Annotated in this window: 12 protein-coding genes; 3 read left to right on the forward strand and 9 right to left on the reverse strand. The window is 44.8% G+C overall.

Annotated elements, in window-relative coordinates:
• Positions 1-2: 2 nt before the first annotated feature.
• The 6 genes from D0X99_RS03615 to D0X99_RS03640 all read right to left on the reverse strand — a co-directional run bounded on the left by D0X99_RS03615 (position 3) and on the right by D0X99_RS03640 (position 15080).
• On the reverse strand, positions 3-3287 hold the full coding sequence (locus D0X99_RS03615) for a VCBS repeat-containing protein (protein WP_119476261.1): 3285 nt from the start codon (positions 3285-3287) through the stop codon (positions 3-5).
• Positions 3287-6589 carry a VCBS repeat-containing protein gene (locus D0X99_RS03620; RefSeq protein ID WP_119476262.1) on the reverse strand — a complete coding sequence of 1101 codons (3303 nt, stop codon included), beginning with the start codon at positions 6587-6589 and terminating at the stop codon, positions 3287-3289. The genes D0X99_RS03615 and D0X99_RS03620 overlap by 1 nt, the downstream gene beginning before the upstream one ends.
• Positions 6590-6672: 83 nt before the next feature.
• Positions 6673-7173, reverse strand: a complete 501-nt coding sequence (locus D0X99_RS03625; protein ID WP_119476263.1) for a hypothetical protein — start codon at positions 7171-7173, stop codon at positions 6673-6675.
• 49 nt (positions 7174-7222) lie between these two features.
• Positions 7223-10510: a VCBS repeat-containing protein gene (locus tag D0X99_RS03630; protein ID WP_119476264.1), complete on the reverse strand. Its 3288-nt coding sequence runs from the start codon at positions 10508-10510 to the stop codon at positions 7223-7225.
• Positions 10511-10576: 66 nt separating this feature from the next.
• Positions 10577-12067, reverse strand: a complete 1491-nt coding sequence (locus tag D0X99_RS03635; RefSeq protein ID WP_119476265.1) for a RagB/SusD family nutrient uptake outer membrane protein — start codon at positions 12065-12067, stop codon at positions 10577-10579.
• A gap of 19 nt (positions 12068-12086) precedes the next feature.
• A complete protein-coding gene (locus D0X99_RS03640) occupies positions 12087-15080 on the reverse strand; it encodes a SusC/RagA family TonB-linked outer membrane protein (protein ID WP_119476266.1) in 2994 nt (997 codons plus the stop codon).
• Between the two features lie 509 nt (positions 15081-15589).
• Between D0X99_RS03640 and D0X99_RS03645 the strand changes: the two genes are divergently transcribed.
• The gene (locus D0X99_RS03645) at positions 15590-18253 is read left to right on the forward strand and encodes a DUF5686 and carboxypeptidase regulatory-like domain-containing protein (RefSeq protein ID WP_119476267.1); all 2664 of its coding nucleotides are present in this window, start codon (positions 15590-15592) and stop codon (positions 18251-18253) included.
• A 60-nt stretch (positions 18254-18313) separates the two neighbouring features.
• Here the strand turns inward: D0X99_RS03645 and frr are convergent, their stop codons facing one another.
• On the reverse strand, positions 18314-18874 hold the full coding sequence (frr, locus tag D0X99_RS03650) for a ribosome recycling factor (RefSeq protein ID WP_119476268.1): 561 nt from the start codon (positions 18872-18874) through the stop codon (positions 18314-18316).
• A 14-nt stretch (positions 18875-18888) separates the two neighbouring features.
• Complete coding sequence (pyrH, locus tag D0X99_RS03655; protein ID WP_119476269.1) at positions 18889-19596, reverse strand: UMP kinase; 708 nt, start codon at positions 19594-19596, stop codon at positions 18889-18891.
• A 199-nt stretch (positions 19597-19795) separates the two neighbouring features.
• Here pyrH and D0X99_RS03660 point away from each other — a divergent pair, with 199 nt between their 5' ends.
• Entirely contained in the window at positions 19796-20623 is an 828-nt protein-coding gene (locus tag D0X99_RS03660) for an SDR family NAD(P)-dependent oxidoreductase (RefSeq protein WP_119476270.1), read from the forward strand.
• A gap of 28 nt (positions 20624-20651) precedes the next feature.
• On the opposite strand, the gene D0X99_RS03665 is transcribed toward D0X99_RS03660, so the two are convergent.
• A complete protein-coding gene (locus tag D0X99_RS03665; RefSeq protein WP_119476271.1) occupies positions 20652-21146 on the reverse strand; it encodes an acetyl-CoA carboxylase biotin carboxyl carrier protein subunit in 495 nt (164 codons plus the stop codon).
• Between the two features lie 75 nt (positions 21147-21221).
• On the opposite strand from D0X99_RS03665, the gene D0X99_RS03670 reads away from it, so the two are divergent.
• Positions 21222-23837, forward strand: a complete 2616-nt coding sequence (locus D0X99_RS03670; RefSeq protein ID WP_119476272.1) for a M1 family metallopeptidase — start codon at positions 21222-21224, stop codon at positions 23835-23837.
• Positions 23838-23844 lie beyond the last annotated feature (7 nt).

The following is a 23844-nucleotide window of genomic DNA, read 5'->3' on the forward strand; positions in this document are numbered from 1 at the left end:
CTTCAGCTTTTTTGCCGAATCCAGATTAAGGGGCCATTGTTTTGGGCACCGAGCCTGAAAACTTCAGATCCGATCCCGATTTTCTTCAGGGTTCTGATTTCAGTTTTCATCGGTACAGACGATTCCACTGGGACTTTTTCCCAATGATCCTTTACCCAACGGTAAGCTGAGGGTTGTAGATTCATGGATTTCCCCAAGTCCACCCTGAACCCTGAAAAGTTTCCAGTTAGAAAAATGGTTCCCGAGACAGAATCTATTTCCATGGCCATCACCGGACTCCATTGTGCTTCCGAAGGGAAAGGGACAAATTCAAAGCGTCCATCTTCGGTTTGGAAATAGACTCCGGACCTGAACTCGTAGGCAGGAAGTTTTCGGGCTTTTTCGATTTCCTCTTTAGGGAAAAGATCCTCGGGACGGCTGATTTGAGCATATTCGCTGTAGGAGGCATGCTTTCGCTTGATTCCAGGAATCTGCCGGATGAGGTCATCTCTCGTGGCAAGCGGAACCAGTTTTTCACCCATGTAGTGAAAAATCAGGAGGTCTGCCTGCCCGTTTCCGTCGAAGTCGTGGTGATAGAGCCAAACGGGCTTTTCCTTGGAGGCTTTCAGTTTGCTGTTCAATCCCAGGTTACCCACCAAAATATCCTGTCTTCCGTCTCCGTTGAGGTCAGCTACTTCCAGTGAATTGATCCAGCCTGAAGAAAACTCAAGTCCGGGAAGGGTTGATTCCGTCAGTTTATTTTGCGGACTTAGCTTAAATATCCGAATCCCCTGCCAGTCCCCGCTGAGCAGGAGTTCGACTTTGCCGTCTCCATCCAAATCGGCCCACTTCGCCGTATTGACCATGCCCGATTCGAACTCGGGACCAAGCCATTTTTGTGTTTCGTCTTTGAATTGTCCGTTACCCTGATTGACCAAAAGGCTGCTTTTTGGACTGGCGCCATAGTTGCCTGATTGGACTGAGGTGCCTACAAACAAATCCAGATCACCGTCCCCATCGAAGTCATGAATGGCCACAGAGGAGGTGTTTTCTCCGATTGGAGGAAGGGAATTCATCGAGAACATGAACTGACCTTTCCCATTGCCGAAGAAAATCCGGTCAAAGTTGAAGAGGTTGCCGGACTCGTATTCATTGCCCCCACTACCTACGAAAAGATCCAAAAATCCGTCTCCGTTGAAATCCGCAAATTCTGCCACGATATCCTCCGCTTTGGCCAGTTGGGCAAACATCGGATTGGGTACTTCTTCAAATTTTCCATCCGGCTTTTGAATGAAGATCGCACCTGCTTGGTCTTTGGCTCCGCCTACATACAAATCCTCCAATCCATCGCCATTCACATCGGCAACGGCCAGAGCGGGACCCATTCGGGCAAAGCTTTTTGGAGCGAGGTATTCCCTCTTCAGCTCATCCACCTCATCTTTTTCCTGATGAATCCATGGAAATTCGGGAAAGAATGGAGGGGCTTCCGGTAGAAGGTTTTTATTGGCGAAAGTAGCTTTTCCTGATCCTTTTTGAAGAGTTACGGATTGATTGACAGGAGTACCAGGGAAGACTTCCCGCTCACCCTCTGGCCAACTCACCGAAATGGAGTCAAGCACCGTGGCTTTTCCCAATCCAATGACCAAGGTCGTCGAGGGTCCCGACTGAAAGCCCCGGCTAGTGCTGAGGCGTTGAGTCCAACTTTTCTCACTTGAATAAAGGCTCACTTGAGCTCCAATTCCCAAGGGATTTTTTTCGGAACCTTTCAAGTCAATCCTTAAATAATGGTTACCGTTCTTTTCCGAGGTGTTTTGATACAGAAAGGCCGGTTGGTCCAGGTTATTGATGACCAAATCCAAGTCGCCGTCATTGTCCAGATCAGCATAGGCCGAGCCGTTAGAGTAGCTTTCCTGATCAAGTCCCAAAGGTTTTGCTTCGTTTTTGAATTCCAAATTCCCTTGATTTCTCCAGGCAAAATTGGAAATCTTCAAGCTAGGGAGCATGTCGATCTGTTTTTTCCTAAGATCAGCCAAAGGGGTGCTGGCATCAGCCTCCTGAGAATACTGGATAAAGTCCAGGTCATTGGGACGCTTGACAATCCCGTTGGTGACATGAATATCCGAAAGGCCATCATTGTCCATGTCGAAAATCAGAGGCGACCAACTCCAGTCGGAGGCATGGACACCGGAGTAAAGGGCGATTTCGGAAAACTGTCCCTTGCCCAAGTTGACTTGGAGGTGGTTGCGGACGTACTGATCCTGATAGCCAAACTGATTTTTGATCTGATAGACTTCTGCTTTGTCTTCACCTACTGATTTCATCCAGATCTCCGGATTTTCTGGGAGCATGTCTGTGGTGAAAATTTCAGGCAAGCCATCTCCATTCAGGTCCGCCGCGTCATTGCCCATGCTGTATCGGCTGGTGGAGGGGATGAGTTCGGCTAAAGCCGCCCGAAAAGTGCCGTCCTGTTGGTTGAGGTAGAGGTAATCGTTTTCAGTAAAATCATTGGATACATAAATATCCAGCCAGCCATCTTCATTGAAATCTTCAACGCTTACTCCCAAGCCAAAGCCCAGAATGCTGGAGAAAATCCCGGAAGTTTCGGTGACATCTTCAAACCCGGTTTTGCCTTCGGAAGCCAGGTTTTTGAAGAGCTTGTCGCCGGAAGGATCGGGTTTAAATCGGTTTTCGGCCTTTGCAAAAACTTCCGGAGATTTGACGTTGTGATTGAGCAGGTAGAGATCCAAATCTCCGTCCCGGTCGTAATCAAAAAAAACTGAATGCGTGCTGAATCCCCTAAAATCGACCCCGAATTCTTCGGCTGCTTCCCGGAATTTTCCCTCTCCCAGATTGAGGTAAAGTTTGTTTTTTCCGGATTGTCCGGGTAATTCTCCGACCTGGCAAACGTAAATATCCAGCTTGCCGTCTCCATCCACATCGGCGATGGTTACTCCGGTGGACCAGCCGCCATTTCCGGCGACTCCCGCGGATTCGGTGATGTCTTCAAACTTAAAATTTCCCTTGTTGAGGTAGAGTTTGTTGGGAACTTGATTGCCGGTGAAATACAGATCGACTAATCCGTCTCCGTTGATATCGCCGGCCGCCACTCCGCCACCGTTGTAGAAATAGAGGTACTCCAGAATGTTGTTTTCCGGACTTGAGGTCAGCTGATTGGTGAAGGTCACTCCTGTCTGTTCGGGACTGAGCAAGGTGAACAGTGGATCAGTTTCTTTTACCTCCTCCTTTTTGCAGGAAATAAAGGCAAGCACTCCAAAGGCAACAAGGAAATAGGGTGAAAACTTTCGCATCAATACGTCCAAATCTCAGTTGCTGCACTGTTTTTCACCACCAAAATCCGATTCTCGTCCAAAATTGAAAACGCGCGAATGTCTCCATCCAGTTTCAGACCATTTTCTCTGTTGGGACTAAAGGTGAAAGTGCCGTCTCCGTTTCCAATCAGGACTTCGCCATAGCTTGCATCGTATTTACCTACTTCAGGTTTCGCCTGAGCGAGATTTCCTCCAAGGATAAGATCCTGCTTCCCGTCTCCGTTGAGATCCAGAACCTGAATCGCGAAAACCCAGGAGCGCTGTGCCATCGTTGGGAATGACTTCCATTCGAACTTCCCGTTGCCCTGATTGAGCAAAATACCAGACTCCAAGTGATTTACTTCCTGAATGATGGACTTGTCCAATACTTCCTTCGGAAAGATATCGCTCAGGGTTTGATTGTTGTAGTCCGCATTCTTGATGTACTTTTTCTTGATGCTCGGGATCTGTTTTTCGAGTTCGTGTTTGAGCGTGTAGGGCACTTGTACGTTTCCTTCTTTGCGGGTAAAAACATGCTCAATGGCTCCGTTTTGGTCAAAGTCGTTGAGGAAAAGGCTAACAGGATGCTCAATATTGGCTTTAAATCGGGTGTTTCTCCCATGATTCCCAAGCGCTAGGTCAGGTAACCCATTGCCGTCAAAATCTCCGACTTCCACCACACGGTACCAGCCTTTAAGTCCTGCCAATTCCGGCATTTCGGTCTTTACCAGCTTTCCCGATTGGTTTTTGAAAAAAGTTGGAGCCATCCATTCACCCACCACGACCAAATCGTTTTTCCCGTCTCCGTCGTAATCCAATACCTGTGCATCGGTCACCATGCCCAAATCTTTTAATCCAGGCGCGAAGGTTGCCGACTGCTCGGTGAAGTTGCCTTTGCCGTCATTGACCCAAAGCTGACTGCTTGCCGGTGCACCATAGGTGAAAGGAACCAAGCGTCCGCCCACAAACAAATCAGAAGCACCGTCTTCGTTGAGGTCCATTACTCTGACCACCGCGCTACTGCCTGTGATTCCCGCAAGCGAGGGTTGATTGCTTTTGGTAAAGCTACCTTTGCCATCATTGAGGTAAAGGCGATCAGCCAAGTCAGGGGAGGCAAATCCGGATTCATTTCCCCCGGATGTGACAAAAAGATCGAGATCTTTATCCCCGTCCGCATCAAAAAATACGGCATCGGTATCCTCGGAAAGCGCATCTTCCTCAAATGACTTTTGGGGACTTTCCCTGAATTTTCCGGATCGGTCGCCCAAATAGAGCTTTCCGGAAAAGGTCTTTGCTCCTCCAAAAAACAGGTCATCCAACCCATCCCCATTGACATCTGCTTTGGCAAACGCAGGTCCTTCGGTTGAAAACATGTGGTAGGTCAGGCGATCCCGGTCAAAATCCACATAGGAATTTTCTGCATGGACAAAATCCAAACCCGGGTTGTCCACTTTGGAAAACTGACCGGGAGCAGGAGTGGCAAAGAAGGATTTTCCAGCCTGAAGATCAACCGCATCCTCCCATTTCAAAGTCAAAAGTTTTCCAGTGGGCTGATTTTTCAGCTCACTGTATTTTCCGTCCGGCCAGAGCACTTCAATGGATTCCACCTGCGTAAGTTCTCCCAATCCCAAGGTTAATTTCGGGTCTACCGAAGACTGGAACCCCCTGTTCGGCATTTGCTCCAGGTAAAAGGATTTTCCTCCCGCTTTCACCCGGATTTGTGTGCCGATGGCTAGGGTGTTTTTTCCTTTTCCTACCAGCTGAAACTGAATGGAATGTTTTTCGGGATGCAGGGTTTTCCCCTGATTTTTGAAGATTTGGGCAGGATTGTTCACATTGCTGACCACCAGATCAAGGGTTCCGTCATTGTCCAAGTCGCCATAGGCCGCACCGTTGGAGTGAATGGGCTGCCCCAATCCCCAGTCATCAGCCACATTTTCAAACTTCAGATCTCCGAGGTTGCGGTAGGCATAGTTGGGGATGGGAGTGATCGGAATCGGATCGATCAGCGCTTTGTAGTCAACGCCTTCCTGAGAGATGATTTTGATCTTTGTTTCCTCATCGTCGATGAAGTTGAGGTAGTCAAGATCCGTGATGTCCTGGTAGATGCCGTTGGCTACGAACAGATCCCGGAGCCCATCATTGTCCATGTCGAATATCAATGCTCCCCAACTCCAGTCTGTCGCTTCCATGTTGGCTAGCCTTCCCATTTCGCTGAAGGTGCCGTCACCGTTGTTGATGTGCAGCATGTTGCGGGAAAACTGATAGTGGTAGCCGTGTGTCTTGTTGAACTGGAATTTGTCCCAGTTTTCGAAAGTGGTCACCTGCTTCAACCGAGCCTGAGGCTCCGGAAGCATGTCTGTCACAAAAATATCCAGCAGTCCGTCTCCGTTGATGTCGGCAATGTCTGCACCCATCGATGCTGCACTGATTGAGCGCATGGCCGTCTCCAAGGATTCCGTGAATGTGCCATCCTGATTGTTGATATAGAGGTAGTCTTTTTCAAAAAAGTCATTCGAAATAAAGATGTCTGGCCAGGTGTCCTGATTGACATCACCGATGGTGATTCCCAAACCAAATCCGATCACCGAACCATAGATTCCGGCAGCCTCGCTGACATCGGTGAATTTTTCCCCGTCATTTCGGAAAAGTTTGTCTCCTCCGACCGGATCGCGTTTGATCCGCTCATTTTGCATTTTGTTGAAGGTGCCAATGGCTTGGTAGCTGTTGTTGAGGAGGTACACATCCAAGTCCCCGTCCTTGTCATAGTCGAAAAAGACGGCATGAGTGGAGAAACCCTGATCAGCAAGACCATAAGCTTCCGCCTGCTCTTTGAATGTTCCGTCACCTTGGTTGATGAAGAGTTCGTTTTGCTTATTGTCACCGGAAATGTCCCCGGAATTGCAAACGTAGATGTCCATCCAGCCATCCCCATTGACATCCGCCATGGCCACGCCTGTACTCCATGCACGGGTTCCTGCTACTCCAGCTTTATCGGTGACATCCTCAAACTTGAAATCGCCTTTGTTTAAATAAAGCTTGTTGGGGCCGAGATTTGCCGTGAAATAGAGATCTGCCAGTCCATCGTTGTTCACATCCCCAATGGCTACACCACCTCCATTGTAATAATTTCGGTAGGTGAACACATTGAATTCCTCGTCAAAGCTCAGGTCATTTCGAAAGTCAACCCCCGAACTGGTCGCTGGAATTTCTTCGAAAAGCGTGGCTTTTTTTTCCTTTTCTTTCTGGGTACAGGAAAAAATCAAACTCAGAAAAAGAAGACTGGCAAGGTAGTTTTTCATAGGATTAATATTCTCTTAAAGCGGCCATTTTGAATTACCTTGATAATCATCTCCCATTGAGAGAATGACTTCTCGTAGGTATTTTATGAGGCTTTGATCCCTTTTAATTTTTTCTCAATCGGAAGGTCAGAAATTTCTGCCCTAACGACGGAGATATGTTTTTTGAAAATCCGGATTCTTCGATTGCCGTCGATTTTAACGAAGGCAATCTGGCTTTTGTCCTCGTTGGTCACCTCGATGAAACCGGGACCATACCATTCTTCAAACAGCTTCACCACATCTTCACGAAGCTTTTCTGCAGTGAGATCTTCATTCCAGGGTGCCCAGGCGTCGTAGGTGAATTCCACCGGCATCAGGTAGATTTTATCTTCTTCAAATTTTGGATAAAACCGCATTCTGGCGGGATTTCCCGAGGGCATTTTCGCTTGATATTCTACAGAAAGCTCGGTCGGGCCATTGGTAAGCAATCCCTTCTTGTTCAGTGCCCAACAGGTTTCAAAAAAATCCTTTTGGCTCATACCAAACTTCAGTCCAAGGAAAATATCATTGACCACTTTTCCTGAGGCAAGCTGTTCCGACTCCATTTTTTCGTATGGAGATTGACAGGCGAAGACTAGTGTAAAGAGCAGAATACTAACGTATTTCAAAAACGAGCGGTGTTTCATTATTTCTTAAAACGACTAAGTTTGGTTTGTTTTCAATATTGATTTGAATCATGCTTCGGATCTCTCCAGGGACAAACAGTCCGCTTTGTTCGGGAAGCATTGTTTTCCATTGATTGGTTGCAAGGGGTTCCAGGACCCAACCATAACTTCCCAGTTGAGAACCGAGTTCCGGCTTGATCCGACTTTGATTTCCTCCAAAGATCAAATAGGGAAGTCCTGATTTACTTGCCATTGCCAAGATCGAATGCACCGGCGCAGACTGAATTTCAATCGGTAACGGAGTAGAACTGAACTGTCCATTTCCTGCATTGATCCAGAGCGTAGTTTCCAGGGTATGAGCACGCAAAGTTAAAGAATTTGCCCAAACAGCCTCCGGGAAAAGCTCCTCCAAGGTCTTATTTTGGTAGGATTCATAGGTGAGAAGCTGTTTGCGCAAAGAGGGGATTTGCCGAATGAGAGCTGGCTTTAGGATCCAGGGAATGGTTTTTTGATTTTCGTATTGAGAAAGTAGGTGATCCAGGGCTCCGTTTTGATCAAAGTCATTGACAATCATCCGCAACTCGGAAGTCTCCGAGGTTCTCAGCCGAGTATTCAATCCCTGATTTCCGGCTAGAATATCCGGCTTTCCGTCTCCATTCACGTCTTTGACGAGCAGGCAGTTCCAAAGCCCTTGTGTATTTTCAAATCCAAAAGCGGAAGTTTTTTCCAGCATTTTTCCCTTCGAAAAAGAAAAAATGCGAATGGACATCCACTCACCTGCCAGAATAAGCTCTGCTTTTCCATCTCCGTCCAAATCCTCCAGAGCTCCGGAAGTCAACAAACCCAGTTTGGTGAGTTCGGCATTCAGTTGGGCAGCAATTTCCTTGAAATTTCCCCGACCGTCATTTTCCCATACCTGTAAGCCTGTCGGTATTCCATAAGCAAAGGGAACGGAACGGGTTCCTGAGAGCAGATCCAAATCGCCGTCTTCATCCAGATCATAGGAAAGAAGGAATGAAGTTGGAGTTGGCGAGAAGGCCTGAGCTGATTTTTTGAAGATGCCTTTTCCGTCGTTAAGGTAGAGTCGGTCGGAATAGTTTCCGGAATAATCCGGGAATTCGATCCCTCCACTTCCCACGATCAAATCCGGAAAGGTGTCGCCATTTGCATCAAAGAAGTGAGCCGTCACGTCTTCCGAAATGCTGTCCTCTGCGAAGGGGGAATTTTTTGGGTTGGAAAATTCCCCATTGGATTTTTGAAGCAGCAATTCTGAAGCCTGACCTTTTGCACCGGGAATAAACAAGTCTTCCTGTCCGTCTCCGTTGACATCTGCTTTGGCCGCTTTTGGGCCTTCATTGCTGATCATCCAAAATCGGAGCCTGTCCCGATCAAAGTCGATAAAGTCACTTTCCCGATGCCGGAATGGAATGATGGTTTCCGATTGTTGGAAGAGGGGATTGGTGACAAGGTTTGGTTTTTCCCAACTAACGGCATCCGATCCGGGGGAAAGCTTCAAGGTTTGGTTGGTTTCGACGCCGGTTAGCATGGTGATTTTTCCCTCAGGCCAAAGGATTTGGAGCGAATCCAATCGGGTAATGGACCCCAAGCCAAGATGAATTCTGGGATCCACGGAGGACATGTAGCCTTTTACCGGCTGGTATTCCTGGAAGAAAGTTTGATTTGCTGCAAAAGCTGTCACTTTCGCGCCAAAGGCTTTTCCCAAGTCCAGCGTCAGGTAATTCCCTTTCTTGGATTCCGAACTGGTATTTTGATAGAGAAAGGTTCGCTCGTTCAGGTTGTTGACCACCAGATCGAGATCACCGTCATTGTCCAGATCCCCGTAGGCCGAACCGGTGCTGAAAGTCAGTTGATCCAAACCCAGATTTCCGGCCTGATTTTCAAACTTCCAATTGCCGCCGTTTTTGAACAGAAAGTTTTGCTGTGGGATAGAGGGGAAGGCGTCTATCATTTTTGTCACCAAAACGGAGTCTTTTCGGAAAGCCTCCACGTTCTCCTGGTTATTGGCATAAAAATCCACAAAGTCGAAATCGGTGAGGTCTTTGACAATCCCGTTAGCCACGAAAATATCCTTCATGCCGTCATTGTCTGCGTCAAAAATCAGGGCTCCCCAACTCCAGTCTGTGGCTTCCACTCCAGCCAATCTTGCGATTTCAGTAAAAACCGGTGTGTCGGTTCCGGGTCTGAATCCCAGGTTCCGTTGCAGTGTGTTTCGGGTAAACTGATGGTGATATCCGGCGTTGACATTTTTCTGATATTTATCCCAATCTTCAAAAGGGGTTTTAGTTTTGACCCTTGCCAAATCATGAGGGAGCATTTCAGTCACGAAGATATCTGGCCGGGTATCGTTGTCCAGATCCGCGATGTCGGCCCCCATACTTCCCATGCTGATTTCGGGCAAAACGTCAGGAAGAATCTCTGAGAATGTGCCGTCTTGATTGTTTAGGTAGAGGTAGTCCCGTTCAAAAAAATCATTGGATACGTAAAGATCCGGCCAGTTGTCCCGATTCAAATCTGCCACCGTTACCCCAAGCCCATATCCAATCGCGCTGCCATAGATTCCAGCTTGCTCGGAGATGTCGATAAACCTGTCCCCGTCATTTCTGAACAGTTTATTTCCGCCTTCCGGATCGCGGATTTCCCGCTGTCCTTCCCGTAAATCATAGATTCCTACCGACCGGCCTGAATTGCTCAGGAGATACATGTCCAAATCTCCGTCTTTGTCCAAGTCAAAAAAAACGGCGTGCTGAGAGAGCCCGGTTTCAGCTAGTCCAAATTCGTTCGATTTTTCGGAAAAAGTGAGATTTCCGGAATTGATGAACAATTCATTGTGACGCTTTTCTCCTCCGGAAGGCCCGGATTTGCAGACGTAAATATCCAGAAGTCCGTCGCCGTTGACATCGGCCATGCTGACTCCGGTGGACCAATAGCCGGTGGAGTTTAGCCCAGCTTGATCGGTAATGTCTTTGAATTTCAGGTTTCCCTGATTTAGGTAGAGTTTGTTGGAGGTTTGGTTGCCAGCTAGAAAAATGTCGGTCAATCCGTCGTTGTTGATATCCCCAAGAGCTACTCCAGCTCCGTTGTAAAAATTTCGAAAAGTGTAGGGATTCACTTTTTCGGTATAGGAAAGTTCATTCCTGAAGGTAATACCTGATTCGGATTCTGAGAGAAGCCGAAAAAGGGGCTCAGTAGTGTTGGATTCCTTTTGACAGGAAAAGTGTGAAAGAAACAGGAGAACAAATACGTTCTTTAGCTTCATGGTAGTTGGGTAAAAAAAAGGAAGTGTACCGAAGCACACTTCCTTTCAAAATTAATTCAGTATGGATTAATAACCTGGATTTTGTTTCAAAGCCGGGTTAGCATTGATCTGGTTTTGAGGGATTGGGAACAATGCTCTGAATGGCTGAGAAGCCTGCTTCTCCCACCAAGGCAAATTCCACTTTCCAAAACGGATCAGGTCAGTTCTTCTGCTTGCCTCTGCAAACATTTCAAAACCTCTCTCATCGAAGATGTTATCCAATGTAAGCGTTGTGTATTCGCTCACATTTGCTCTTTTTCTGATCTGGTTGATTGCAGTCAATGCGGCAGCAGTTTTTCCCTGACGGAAAGCAGCTTCTGCTTTGATCAGGATGATGTCTCCCAAACGGATCAACGGATAATCGTTGTTCAAGCTGGAAGCTGCACCTGATGCAAATTCGAATTTACCTACCCTTACACCCGCTTGTCTGAAGGCATTTGGTGCCAACATGTTGATTTGAGGAGTGAAAGTCAGTGGCTGACCATCCGGATCAGTTGCTTCAGCTGAGATATCGTTCAGTCTAGTTCCGTCAGAAGCAAACTGAGGACCTTCAAGGAAGGAATTCTTTCTTACATCTTTGTCATCAAATTTGTTGTAGAATTCTTCCAATGAAGCATAACCATTCCAAGGCTGTTCCTGAAGGTTATATGTTCTTTGGCTCAGGTAGTGCAAAGTCATCTGAGGAAGGTTAAATCCACCTGCGTTGTTCTGATCATAAGGAAGAGTCAGAATGTTTTCAGTTGAACCACCGTTACGCTCGGAGAAGTTAGCAAAGAAGTTTGAAGACAAAGAATACTTACCGCTGTTGATTACTGCATCCGCAGCAGCTTCAGCTTCAGCCCACTTTGGTGTACCGGTGTAAATTCCGGCATTCAAGTAAAGCTTTGCCAGCATCGCCTGAGCAGTGTAGTAGTTTACAGTGGTTTTGGTATCCTCTTTCACCAGTTGATCCATGTTGTCCTTGATCGATTTCTCGATGAAAGCAAAAACTTCGGCTCTGGTGTTGTTGGTAGGATTACCGCCAATGGAGGTTTCTTCAATGATTGGAACGTTACCGAAAGAGTCGATTAGCCAAAGGTAAACCAATGCTCTAAGCACCTTCAATTCAGCATTCAAAGCAGCCACATCCGGATATTGAATCAACAGGTTGTTGATTTCACCAATTGCAGAATAGCAATAGTTCCAGGAGTTGTTGAATGATTCTTCCTGTGGATTCCAAGTGTGTCTGTGCATTCTGATCCACTGACCACCGTCTTCCCAGTCAGCACCTTTTTGAGGAATAGCCATTTCGTCTGAAGACACTTCCTGAATTGACCAAATACTGTTATGGCCACCCCAAGAACCTACAATACGAGAGTAAGCAGAAGCTTTAAGGACATTAATCAAATTTGGGTTGGTGCTATTTGCAATATCCTCCGATGTCACCCCGTCCAATACCTCCTGCTCCAGTTCTTGACATGCACCCACGGCGAAAACCAATGGGAGCATCAAACAGATTTTACTAATTGATTTAAACATATCTGTAGAATTTGATCGGTTATTTAAAGTTTACAGTTACACCAAGCGTGAATGAACGCGTTTGGAAATAAGTATTTCTACGCTCAATACCTGGAGAAAGTGCAGATGTGAACGCGTCTCCGTTTTCTGAGTCGTTAGTTCTCACTTCAGGATCGATACCAGTGTAATTTGTGATGGTAAATAAGTTCTGAGCAGCTGCATAGAATCTCAATGAGCTCAGATTTGCTGATTTGGTCTTCACATTGTACCCCAATTCCATGTTGTCCAGACGGATGAAAGAAGCATCCTCAACTACTGAACTGTTGAAAGTAGGAGTAGATACTACCAATGGGTTTGTTGGAGTTTTGTCCGTGATTACAGAGTTCCAAGTGTTGGATGCTGGGTCAGCATTCTCATAGAAACCTCTGTAGGAGTTGTATAGATCGTGACCCCATGCACCTCTAAGGAAGAAGCTTAGGTTCCACTGTCCCCACATCAAATTGTTAGCAAAACCAAACTCACCTTTTGGAAGACCGTTACCCAATTTTTCGAACTGGTTAGGGTCTGTGGTAGAGAGAATGTACTGTCCGTCTTCAGTTAATCCATTCAGTTTTGGACCGTAAATATCACCCAAAGTTTGTCCAACTCGGTTGTAGATGATTGGGTTGTTATTCTGACCTGGAGAACCTGGAGTTGCAAATCTCAATTCTTCAAAACCAAGGTCACCGTTTGACAAGCTTTCAATGGTAGTCTTGTCATAGATGGTGAAGTTTAAATTTGGAGTCCACTTCAAGGCGCCTTTTCCAATCTGTGTCACACCTACTGCAAATTCGAAACCTGCAGCTCTCAAGTCAGCAAGGTTTACCCAAGTAGAAGAAGCAGTGTTGAATCTTCCTGGATCAAACGGGTTTGGAGCACCAGTTGCAACCGGAACGTTGAACAACAAGTCAGAAATATTTCTGGTGTAGTAATCCACGCTACCTGTTACTTTATTGTCCCAGATGCCGAAGTCAATACCTACGTTGAATTCTTTCTTTGTCTCCCACTTCAAATCTTTATTAGGATTGGAAAACTGGTTGATACCAACAAAGATGTCATTTTGAGTCAGCGGATCACCGTCAAGGTCAATTCTGTTTCCGTTGCCGTACACACCCAAAGCCAAGGTTGGAGATGGAGGAAGGTTACCAGTTACACCATAAGAAACTCTAGGCTTGAACTGAGAAAACAGACCCATATCAAAAACTTGGGTGAAGTCAGAACCCACAGAGAATGCTGGGAAGATACCAGTCTGGTTATTTTCACCAAAACCTGAGTACGTTTCTGATCTAACAGACGCTGAAACGAAAACGATATTGTCCCAGTTGAAGTTTGCTCTACCGAACACTGAGTTCAACTGATCTTCATTGGCAAAAGAGGAAACGTTGGTATTGTTACCGACACGGATAGCGCCAGCACCCAAGTTATTCCATCCCAAGTCAAACAGGTATTGTCTTACTCTTGCATTGAATCCTTGGTTGGTAGTGTATTGTACACCTACACCACCCAAGAGGGTCATGTTTAATTTGTCACTGAGGTCAGTTTCGTATCTCAAGGTTGATTCGAAGATTCGCTGCTTTCGGTCGAAAGTGTTCCTTTCAGCAGAACCTGTAGCACCAATACCTACCTGGAAGTCTTGCAAAGACCAGAAACCACCTGAAAGTGTATTTCTTCTGTCCTGAGAATACTGTGCAGTCAAAGTCAAGTTGGAAAGAATGTCGAACTCCGCTCTGTATGAAGTTAAGGCTGTTTTAGTCTCACCTACGAACTTTTGCTGTTTAGCCAAAGCGACAGGGTTGTAGAAGTCAAACAAGTCTCTCTGGAAATACCCACCGAATCTGTTAATCGCTGTTTCAGTGGACTCAGTAATAGGAGCAGTTGGGTTGTAGATGGTCGCATATCGAAATGCAGCATCATTGATAGACTCAGAGTCTACATTGGTGAAGGACAAATTGATATTCAATCTCAATCTGTTGTTCAATGCTCCCTGAGACAGGTTCAAACGAGTGTTCAATCTTTCGTTTCCTACACCGTTCACGATACCGTTGTTATCACGATAGTTAACAGCAGCCATGTAATTGGAGTTTCCAAAGCTTCCGGAAACACTTGCGTTGGTAGTGTAAGAGAAAGCATTGTCAATCAATTCATCTCTCCAATCTGTTTTGCTTCCGAAATCAGTACCGCCTCTAGCCACAAATTCTTCCGGAGAAAGAACAGGGATTAGATTAGTAGCCTGATCCATTGTACCGAAGGTGTTGATGTTTACATTGGTTGTACCTTCTTTTTTGCCTTGCTTGGTAGTAGTGATCAAGATAACACCTGAAGAACCTCTTGCACCATAAATAGCTGCTGCCGAACCGTCCTTTAATACATCGATGGACTGAATGTCGTTAGGGTCAACGTTTTCAATCGATGCACCAATTACACCATCCAATACGATTAGAGGAGATGAGTTGGCACCGAAAGTAGATAGACCTCTCAGACGTACAGTAAAACCGTTGTTAGGGTTACCACCTGGTCTGGTGATAGAAAGACCGGCAACTTTACCTTGAAGCAACTGAGCAGGGTTAGTGATGTTACCTCTGTTGAAGTCTTCCGGCTTTACACCTACAACAGCAGAAGTAATTTCCTTTTTGTCCTGTGAACCATAACCAATAACCACAGCTTCCTGGAGACTTTGAATGTCTTCTTCAAGATTTACAGTGATGGTGGTTTGGTTACCGATTTCGATTTCCTGGGTTAAGTAACCCACGAAAGAAACCACTAGTGTTTGATCACCTGCCTGGAGTTGGAGGGTAAACTTACCATCCAGGTCAGTAGCTGTGCCTCGGGTCGTACCTTTGACAAGTACAGTGGCGCCAGGAACAGGGTCTCCAAGAGCAGCATCCAGGATTGTACCTGAAATGGTGCGGTTTTGGGCGTTAACAGTTGCCATCACACTTAGTACAAGTGCAAAAGCAAGCATCAACGACTTGAGTTTTGGTAAATAATTGCTCATAGGGTTTTTTGTTTTTGAAAAAAGCGAAATAGGTATGAGTACTTAATTTCTCAAGCAAAGTGATGTGAAATTTTTGATTTTGCAATTATTAACAAATGCCCCCGTACTCACTCAAAAAATCTATTTCCAACAGAATTATATATTATTTGACGATTAATTAACAAATGTTTTATTTTGTTGATAGGAAATCAATGGAAAACGTTTTCCGTTTGAAGAAACTTAAAAAATTTACTTTTTATTAAATAAATGAAAATTTCATTGCTTCATCGAATCTCTGTTTCTGGCTTAGAATCAACATTTTGAAAATTTTTAAAAAAGTGTGATGGTTTAAAAAAATTATTTCAGAAGAGTTTCGTTTCGGTATTTCTGCAGTTCATACCAGATGAATAAAATAACTAATCAGAAATAGTTAAATAATTTTCTTCAATTCCTAAAACATGTAAAAACCGGCCAAGCAACCTTATCGTTTGTCGAGGCATCTCTATATTTATCTAGTTAAACCAACTTTTATGAAATCAGAGATTCGCTTCTCAGTTCTTTCTTTGGTATTGTTTCTTTTTGCTTTTCACAATGCCTTGTTTGGTCAGGGTATCAAAGGAAAAGTAGTAACTGTAGAAAATGCACCCCTACCATTTGCCTCGGTTTACATCCGGAATTTGGAGGATGGGGTGCCTACCAATGAAAATGGGCTTTACGAATTCAAGCTTAAGCCGGGTTATTATGATGTCATTGTCCAATATCTGGGCTACAAGTCCCGACTGGAAACGGTAGAAGTCAAAGATGCCTGGGTGACCTTGGACTTTGTGTTAGAGCCACAGATTTACAACCTCAGTGAAGTGGAAGTACGGGCCGGTGCCGAAGATCCGGCGCTCACCATTATGCGGAAGGCCATTTCAAAAGCAAAGTATCATCGTCTTCAGCTTCAAAAATACTCCACTACCGTTTATTTAAAAGGGACTGGTCAGTTGACGGATGCTCCTTTTTTTATGAAAAAGACCTTGGAAGAAGAGGGGCTGAAGTTAAATGAGGCCTACACCTCCGAATCTGTCTCCCGGATTATTTTTACACTACCTGACAAGGTGGAAGAACGGGTCATTTCTATCCGAACCAACGGAGACAATCAAGGAACTTCCCCTGCGCCTTATATTCAAACCTCATTCTATCAGGACCAGATCAATGAAATTATTTCTCCCTTGTCCAGGTCTGCTTTTACCTATTATCAGTTTAAGTACGAAGGCAGCTTTTTTGACCAAAATGTCATGGTCAGCAAAATCAAGGTAACCCCAAGATCAAGGGGAGAGCGGGTTTTCGAAGGCTATATCTACATCATAGAGGATCTTTGGGCTATCCACAGTCTGGATTTGCGGACTTCACTTTTTGGTTTTCAGATTTCAGCCAAGCAACAATATGCCCCAGTAGCTGAAAATGTCTGGATGCCCCTGACTCACAGTTACACGTTTGGAGGGAAGATTTTTGGTTTTGAGGGAGAATTCAAATATCTGGCCTCTACTAGGGATTATGAGGTGACGCTCAATCCGGATTTGGTGAAAGTTCCTGAAATCATTGATGAAAAAGTACAGGATGTACCTCAGGATGCTACAAAATTCAAAAAGTCGGTTTCAGCCTTGGAGCAGTTGGCAAGCGAAGAGCCCAAGACAAGAAAAGAATACCGGAAGCTGTTGAATGAATATGAGAAGGCTGCCTTGAAAGAGGAGCAGGTTGCCGAAAAACAGGATGTCGTTTCAGAGCGATATTACAGCATTGATACATTGGCGAAAAAACGAGACTTGAGCTATTGGGACAGCATTCGGCCGGTTCCGTTGACATTGAAGGAAATCGAGGGGTACAAGCGAGACGATAGCCTAGCGACAGTAGAAGTGGCCAAGCTGAGTGAGGTGGATTCGGTAGCAAAAAAGGCAAGATCCGGATTCAAGCCACTTGAGGTTTTGACAGGTGGTTCCTATTCCTTTGGAAAAGGTGTCTCGGTTGGTTTTAAACAGAATCTGACCAAAATCTCCTTTAACACGGTGGAAGGATGGAAAGTAGGAATGGGCTTTTTCTACCGGAAATATTCAGAAGTCAAGCTTGCAGACAGCGTAAACAGAATCCGAAAGAGTTTCAACATCGAGCCTGAGCTTCGATATGGGTTTTCCAGTGACCGGTTTTACGGCAAAGTCAATTTCCGTTGGTCACATACTCAGCCGACTTCCGGACAGACTTGGGGATTGGAGGGTGGAAGGTACATCTACCAATTCAATTCGGATGATCCCATCCAGGAGCAAGTCAATGCGGCCTATTCCTTGTTGGTCCGAAAAAACTATATGAAGCTCTACGAACAGGATTTTGTAAGAGCATATTGGTCGCATCGGGTAAATTATGGACTCACCTATCGGGTAAACTTTACTTGGGCCGAGCGAAGGGAATTGTTCAATACGTCGGATTATTCATTCTATAATAAGCCTGAGAGGGAATATACCCCTAACCGTCCCGACAATGTAGAGGCTGGTGATGAAGTATTTCAAAACAACCAAATTGCCAAACTTAACGCCTCTTTGGAATGGAGACCGGGCTTGACGTATACCATCCGTGACGGAAGGAAATCGCCAAACTATGAACGATCGCCCTTGTTGACTTTTACTTATCAAAAAGCTTTTCCGGGATTTTTCGGTGCTTCAGATGCCAGCAAATTTGACTTGGTCGAAGTGGGATTAAAGCACGATGTCAAGTTTGGAGTAAGCGGGAAGCTGGATTTCAATGTTACCGCGGGGACATTTCTCAACAATGACCGGGTTTATTTTCAGGACTTCAAGCATTTTGGAGGCAACCGAACCATCTTTTCAAACTTTGGTCCGGCGTCCAATTACCGGTTTATGGATTATTATAAATACAGCACCAATTCGTCTTTCATTTCAGGGATTGCACACTACCAGTTCAGAAAGTTTTTGCTGACCCAATTGCCCATGCTGAGGTTTTCGGGGTTGAGGGAAAACATCTTTGTCAATTACCTTAAAACCGAAAACTCCCCGCACTACACCGAAATCGGGTATTCGCTGGATAATCTGTTCAGGATATTCAGGCTAGAGTTGGGTGTAGCCTTTGAAAATGGAAAATACTTAAGAAGTGGACCTTTGTTTGGGATCGCGACCTTTATTGATGTCAACTTTGAGGACTAAAAACACAAAACCCGGCAACTGGAAGGAAGCCGGGTTTTGTGTTCTAACAATTTGCCGAAATCAGACTTTCATGATGTCCAATTCCTTTTTGGCAAGCAGCTCTTCGATTTTCGCAGAAAACTGATCTGTGAGTTTTTGCACTTGGTCTTCGGCTCGCTTGACCGCATCTTCAGAAGCCCCATCTTTTTGAAGTTTTCTCAGGGATTCATTGGTGTCTTTTCGGATGCTTCGGATGGAGATTTTGCCGGTTTCACATTCCTGTTTGGCTTGTTTTACCAAGTTGATTCGACGCTCTTCTGTCAAAGCAGGAATCGTCAGAATGATGATTTCTCCGTTGTTTTGAGGAGCAAGGCCCAAATCTGAATTGATGATTGCCTTCTCGATTTCTGAAATCAGATTTCGTTCGAAAGGTTTGATGGCAAGAGTTCTCGCATCAGGAGTAGTTACGGAGGATACCTGGTTCAATGGAGTAGGGGATCCATAGTATTGCACCATTATGCCGTCCAATAGGTTAGGCATTGCTTTGCCGGCGCGGATTTTTACCAATTCAGCTGCAGTATGATCTACAGCTTTTTGCATCAGTTCTTTTGCTTCGTCTAGGAATAACTCGATTTCTTCCATGATTTTATTCTGGATTATGCGGTGATCAATGTTCCGATTTCTTCTCCTTGTACAAGTTTACTTAGGTTGCCGGCCTTGTTCATATCAAATACGATGATCGGCAAGTTGTTTTCCTGGCAGAGTGTAAAGGCAGTCATGTCCATCACACTCAAATTTTTCTCATAGACTTCTGAGAAGGTAATGTTGTTGTATTTCGTAGCTGATTTATCTTTTTCGGGATCTGCTGTATAAACACCGTCCACGCGAGTTCCTTTGAGCACAACATCCGCTTCGATTTCGATGGCTCGAAGGGCGGCTGTAGAATCAGTAGTGAAGTAGGGATTACCGATTCCTGCACCAAAAATCACAATTCTACCTTTTTCTAGGTGACGGATGGCCCTCCTGCGGATAAACGGTTCGCAGACGCTTTCGATCTTGATGCCCGACATCAGGCGGGTGAACATGTGGTTTTGTTCCAAGGCACTTTGCAAAGCCATCGCATTGATCAGGGTAGCCAACATTCCCATGTAATCTCCTTGCACGCGGTCAATTCCTGATTTTTCTGCCTGTACTCCTCTGAAAATATTTCCCCCACCGATCACGATGGCAATCTCCACGCCCATATCTTTCACTTTTCGGATTTCATCGGCATATTGTTGAAGACGGGAAGGGTCGATACCGTAGTTTTTATCGCCCATCAAGGCTTCTCCACTGAGTTTGAGCAGAATGCGGTTGTATTTCATTTATCGGATGGTTGAATTCTAAAGTTCTGATCGGGATTAAGCCGATCCTTATTTGGATTTACTTGTCAAAATCTGATCGAATCGACCTTAAAAAGTCTAAACAATCCGACAAATATAATTTCTTCAACTCACAATGCTAGAGCCAAATCCAAAAATGGAAAAATGGGAGTTAAATTAGGATAGAAGTAAACCATCGGCTATGGACTTTTGGGACACAAAACGGATTTGGATTGTCGGTGCTTCCTCCGGAATTGGAGAAGGCTTGGTAAGGCTATTGGCTGAAAAAGGTGCAAACCTGATCCTGTCGGCAAGAAATGAATCAAAGCTCCTTGAGCTGAAATCATCATTTCCCAAATCTAAAATTGAAGTTTTGTCACTCGATGTCGAAGAAATTTCCGCACTCCCAGGAAAAACTAGTCAAGCGTGGCAAATCTTTGGTGGCTTGGACTATGTGTTTTTGAATGCCGGGATGTCTGTCCGTGATTTGGTCACTGAGTGCAAACTTGAAGTGGAGCGAAAAATTATGGATATCAATTTCTGGGGGCCGGTTGCGATTTCCAAAGAGCTACTGAAACTTAGAACCCCGGAAAACCCACTTCATTTGGTGCTTACTTCCAGTCTTAGTGGAAAATACGGTGTACCCAAACTAGCCGCTTATGCAGCTTCGAAGCATGCCATTCAGGGGTACTTTGATTCCCTAAGAGCTGAAACTCACGGTTCGGGACTATTTATTCACATCGTCATTCCGGGATTTATCCAAACCAACATCACCGTGGCTGGACTTCGTGGAGATGGAAGTACCAGTGGGAAAATGCAAAATGCATTGGCAGATGGAATGGATCCAATTCGCTGTGCTAAGGGGATTTTATTAGGATTGGAGAAAGAGAAGGAGGAATTTGTTGTGGGAGGTTCTGAGCGTTACACGGTGGCCCTCAACCGACTTTTTCCGGGATTGATGAAAGTGTTGATTCGGTCCAATCCGCTCCAAAGACTAAAAAAATTCCGGAAGACTTTTTTCCGAAAGTAAAAAAGCAACCTGAAGGTTGCTTTGATTATTAAAACTGAATCAGGACCTGATTCTTTTCCACACTTTGTTTTAGGGCTACTTTCACATCCTTTACGACACCATCTCCCGGTGACTTGATGATGTTTTCCATTTTCATGGCTTCCAGGATCAGGACCACATCACCCTTCCTGACTTCGTCTCCAGGTTTTACTTTTAGGTCTAAAATAAGACCCGGCATAGGCGCTTTGATGTCTTTTACAGTGCCGGAACCAGCAGCGCTCATTCCCATTTGCTCCAATAATAGATCAAAACGGTCCTTAAGCTGTAGTGTCGCGGTTTTGTATCCAACTCGGATTTGAAGGCTTTTTGATTCTCTGTCAAGCGATAGCAATTCAGCTTCGACGGACTCATTTCCACGGATTAGATGGACTTTTCTGTCCCCGATCCATTTCATGTCCCAAGCAAGTGGCTTTTGGTTGACTTTGATCGAATCCTCGGTTTTTTCGACCGAATGGGCGGTGTCTTGAAGGATAACTGAAAACATTCCTGCTATTTTGGGTGTGAATATACATCAAGCGGGGAAATTGCCTCGTTAAGATTTTTCTCAACTATCAAACAAATGAATTTGAGACTAACAAAAATTTTGAATTCCTGCCTGGTTTTGGGAAGCTCCTCTATCCTTGTATTTGCCATTTCCTGTAAATCTGAAAAAATTGCCACTGAGCTTGAGTCAGAGCCGTTGACTATTACTGATACAGATTCGGGCGAAGGGGTGGACAGTGCCAAGCTGATCCAATTGATCCAGGAAAAAGAAGCTGAAATTGAAGCCTATCAACCCAGTGCGCGTCGGGATTTTGATTTGATCCATACCGATTTGGACTTGTCATTTGATTGGTCAAATCAGGCTGTTTTGGGAAAAGCACGATTGACATTAAAGCCTTTCTTCTATCCCCAGAAGGAATTGATCCTGGATGCAAAGGACTATGAAGTTGGTGCGATTCATCTGGTAAAAGGAGAAAATCTTACCAAACTGTCTTATCGCTACGACGAAAAGCAACTCCGCATTTATTTACCGGAATTGCTTTCTTCTCAGGATACGTTCGAAGTGGAAATTAACTACACCGCATTTCCTGATCGCAATTCAGGCAATGGAAGTGAAGCAATTACCGATACCAAAGGACTGTATTTCATAGATCCGCTGGATACCATTCCCGGCAAACCGACCATGATTTGGACTCAGGGGGAGACTGAGCATAACAGTAAATGGTTTCCCACGATTGACAAGCCTAACGAACGGGCTACTCAGCTTTTCAAACTCACTGTACCGGATTCCATGGTGTCTATAAGTAATGGGAAATTGGTCAAACAGGAAAAATTGGAAGGCGGCTTGCGAAAAGATTTCTGGCAAATGGAACTCCCTCATGCACCATATTTAGCTGCAATTGCCGTTGGGGTTTTTGGAAAAGTAGAAGCAAAATGGGGCGATCTTCCATTGGGGTACTATGTGGAAAAAGGGTTTGAAAAAGGAGCAGCAAAGGTTTTTGAGAATACTCCTGAAATGATCGGGTTTTTCGAAGATAAGTTGGGTGTGAAATTCCCTTGGCCAAAGTACGATCAAATCGTGGTGAGAGATTTTGTCTCAGGCGCGATGGAAAATACAACCGCCTCTATTTTTATGGAGGAACTTCGACTTGACGAACGGGAGGCAATCGACTCAGAGTGGGATTATATTATAGCTCATGAGCTTTTTCATCAATGGTTTGGGGATTTGGTAACCTCAGAGTCTTGGTCAAATTTAACTTTAAATGAAGCCTTTGCCAATTACAGCGAATACCTTTGGAATGAGCATAAATATGGAAAGGATCAAGCTTCACTGAAGTTGGTATCTGAAATGGAAGGCTATTTTGCAGAATCCGAATCCAAACAGGAAGACCTGATTCGGTTCGATTATTCTGATTCGGAGGACATGTTTGATGCGCATAGCTATAACAAGGGAGGAGTCGTATTGAACATGCTTCGCCAGTATTTGGGCGATGAGGCTTTTTTTAAGGCGCTCCATCTTTACCTAACCCAACACTCTTTTCAATCGGTGGAGGTCCATGATTTGAGGTTGGCATTTGAGCAGGTGAGCGGACAGGATTTGAATTGGTTTTTCAATCAGTGGTTTCTAGACAAAAGCCATCCTGAGCTTTATTTTGAAATTGATTATTCCCAACCTCAAAGCATTCTCGTTTCGGTTTATCAAGCTCAGGATTTGGAAGAAGCACCCCTTTACCAATTGCCCATTGAGGTAAGTTGGTACGAAGCTGAAGTTCGAAAATCCAACAAGTTCTTTATGACTCAGGCTTTCCAACAATTTTCAATAGAAAGTGAAACGCCAATTTCCCAAGTGTACTTGGATGAGGGCAAAAATCTTCTCGCAAGAAGGTCACAGGAAATCAGTTCTGGACAGTTTGTCCGTCAATTCAAAGAGTCCCAATTGGGCGTTGCCCGGTATGAGGCATTGGATAGCTTGGTGGCAAGAGAGGCTAAGGATGAATTGTTGGAGATCTTACCTCTCGCCTTGAAGGATCCATTTTGGTCAATCAGAGAAAATGCACTCGGGTTTATGCAAAATGACCCTGAGCTGAGAAACTTGATTCCAGAGATAGAGGAACTTGTATATGAACTTGCAGAAAAGGATTTAAAGAGCTCAGTGAGATCTGCTGCGATTGATCTTTTGGGGGTTTGGGATCCGAATAAATATCAGAACACTTTTGCCAGACTTGCTAACGAACCGTCCTATTTGGTGGCAGGGTCTGCATTGATGGGATTGGTAAGTGCCACGGACAATCCGGTAGACTCAACGGTCATTGAGCGATTCGCTGGAGACCCTAATTTTAGGATTAGTGTTCCTGTAGCTGAATTTTATATTGAACAAAGTGTTGGAGGTAAGGGGCCTTGGTTTTTGAATCGACTCGGACTTCTTTCCGGTGAAGGGCTTTATTATTTCTTGGGATACTTTAGTGAATATTTTTCCAGATTTCCTGAAGAGGGTAAAGAAGCTGCTGTAAAGCAACTCTTGGCGTTAATGGAAAATGACTCAAAGAATTTTATCCGTATGGGAGCTTTTCAGGCTTTGATGGGATTTGCTGATGATAAGTTGGTAATTGAAAAAATAGAAAAGTTAAGTGCTCTCGAAAAAGATCCCGAACTCAGAAACTATTTCAATTATTTTCTGGAAGCACTGAAGTGAGAAAATT

The sequence above is a fragment of the Algoriphagus lacus genome, assembly GCF_003583985.1.
Classification (GTDB): Bacteria; Bacteroidota; Bacteroidia; order Cytophagales; family Cyclobacteriaceae; genus Algoriphagus; species Algoriphagus lacus.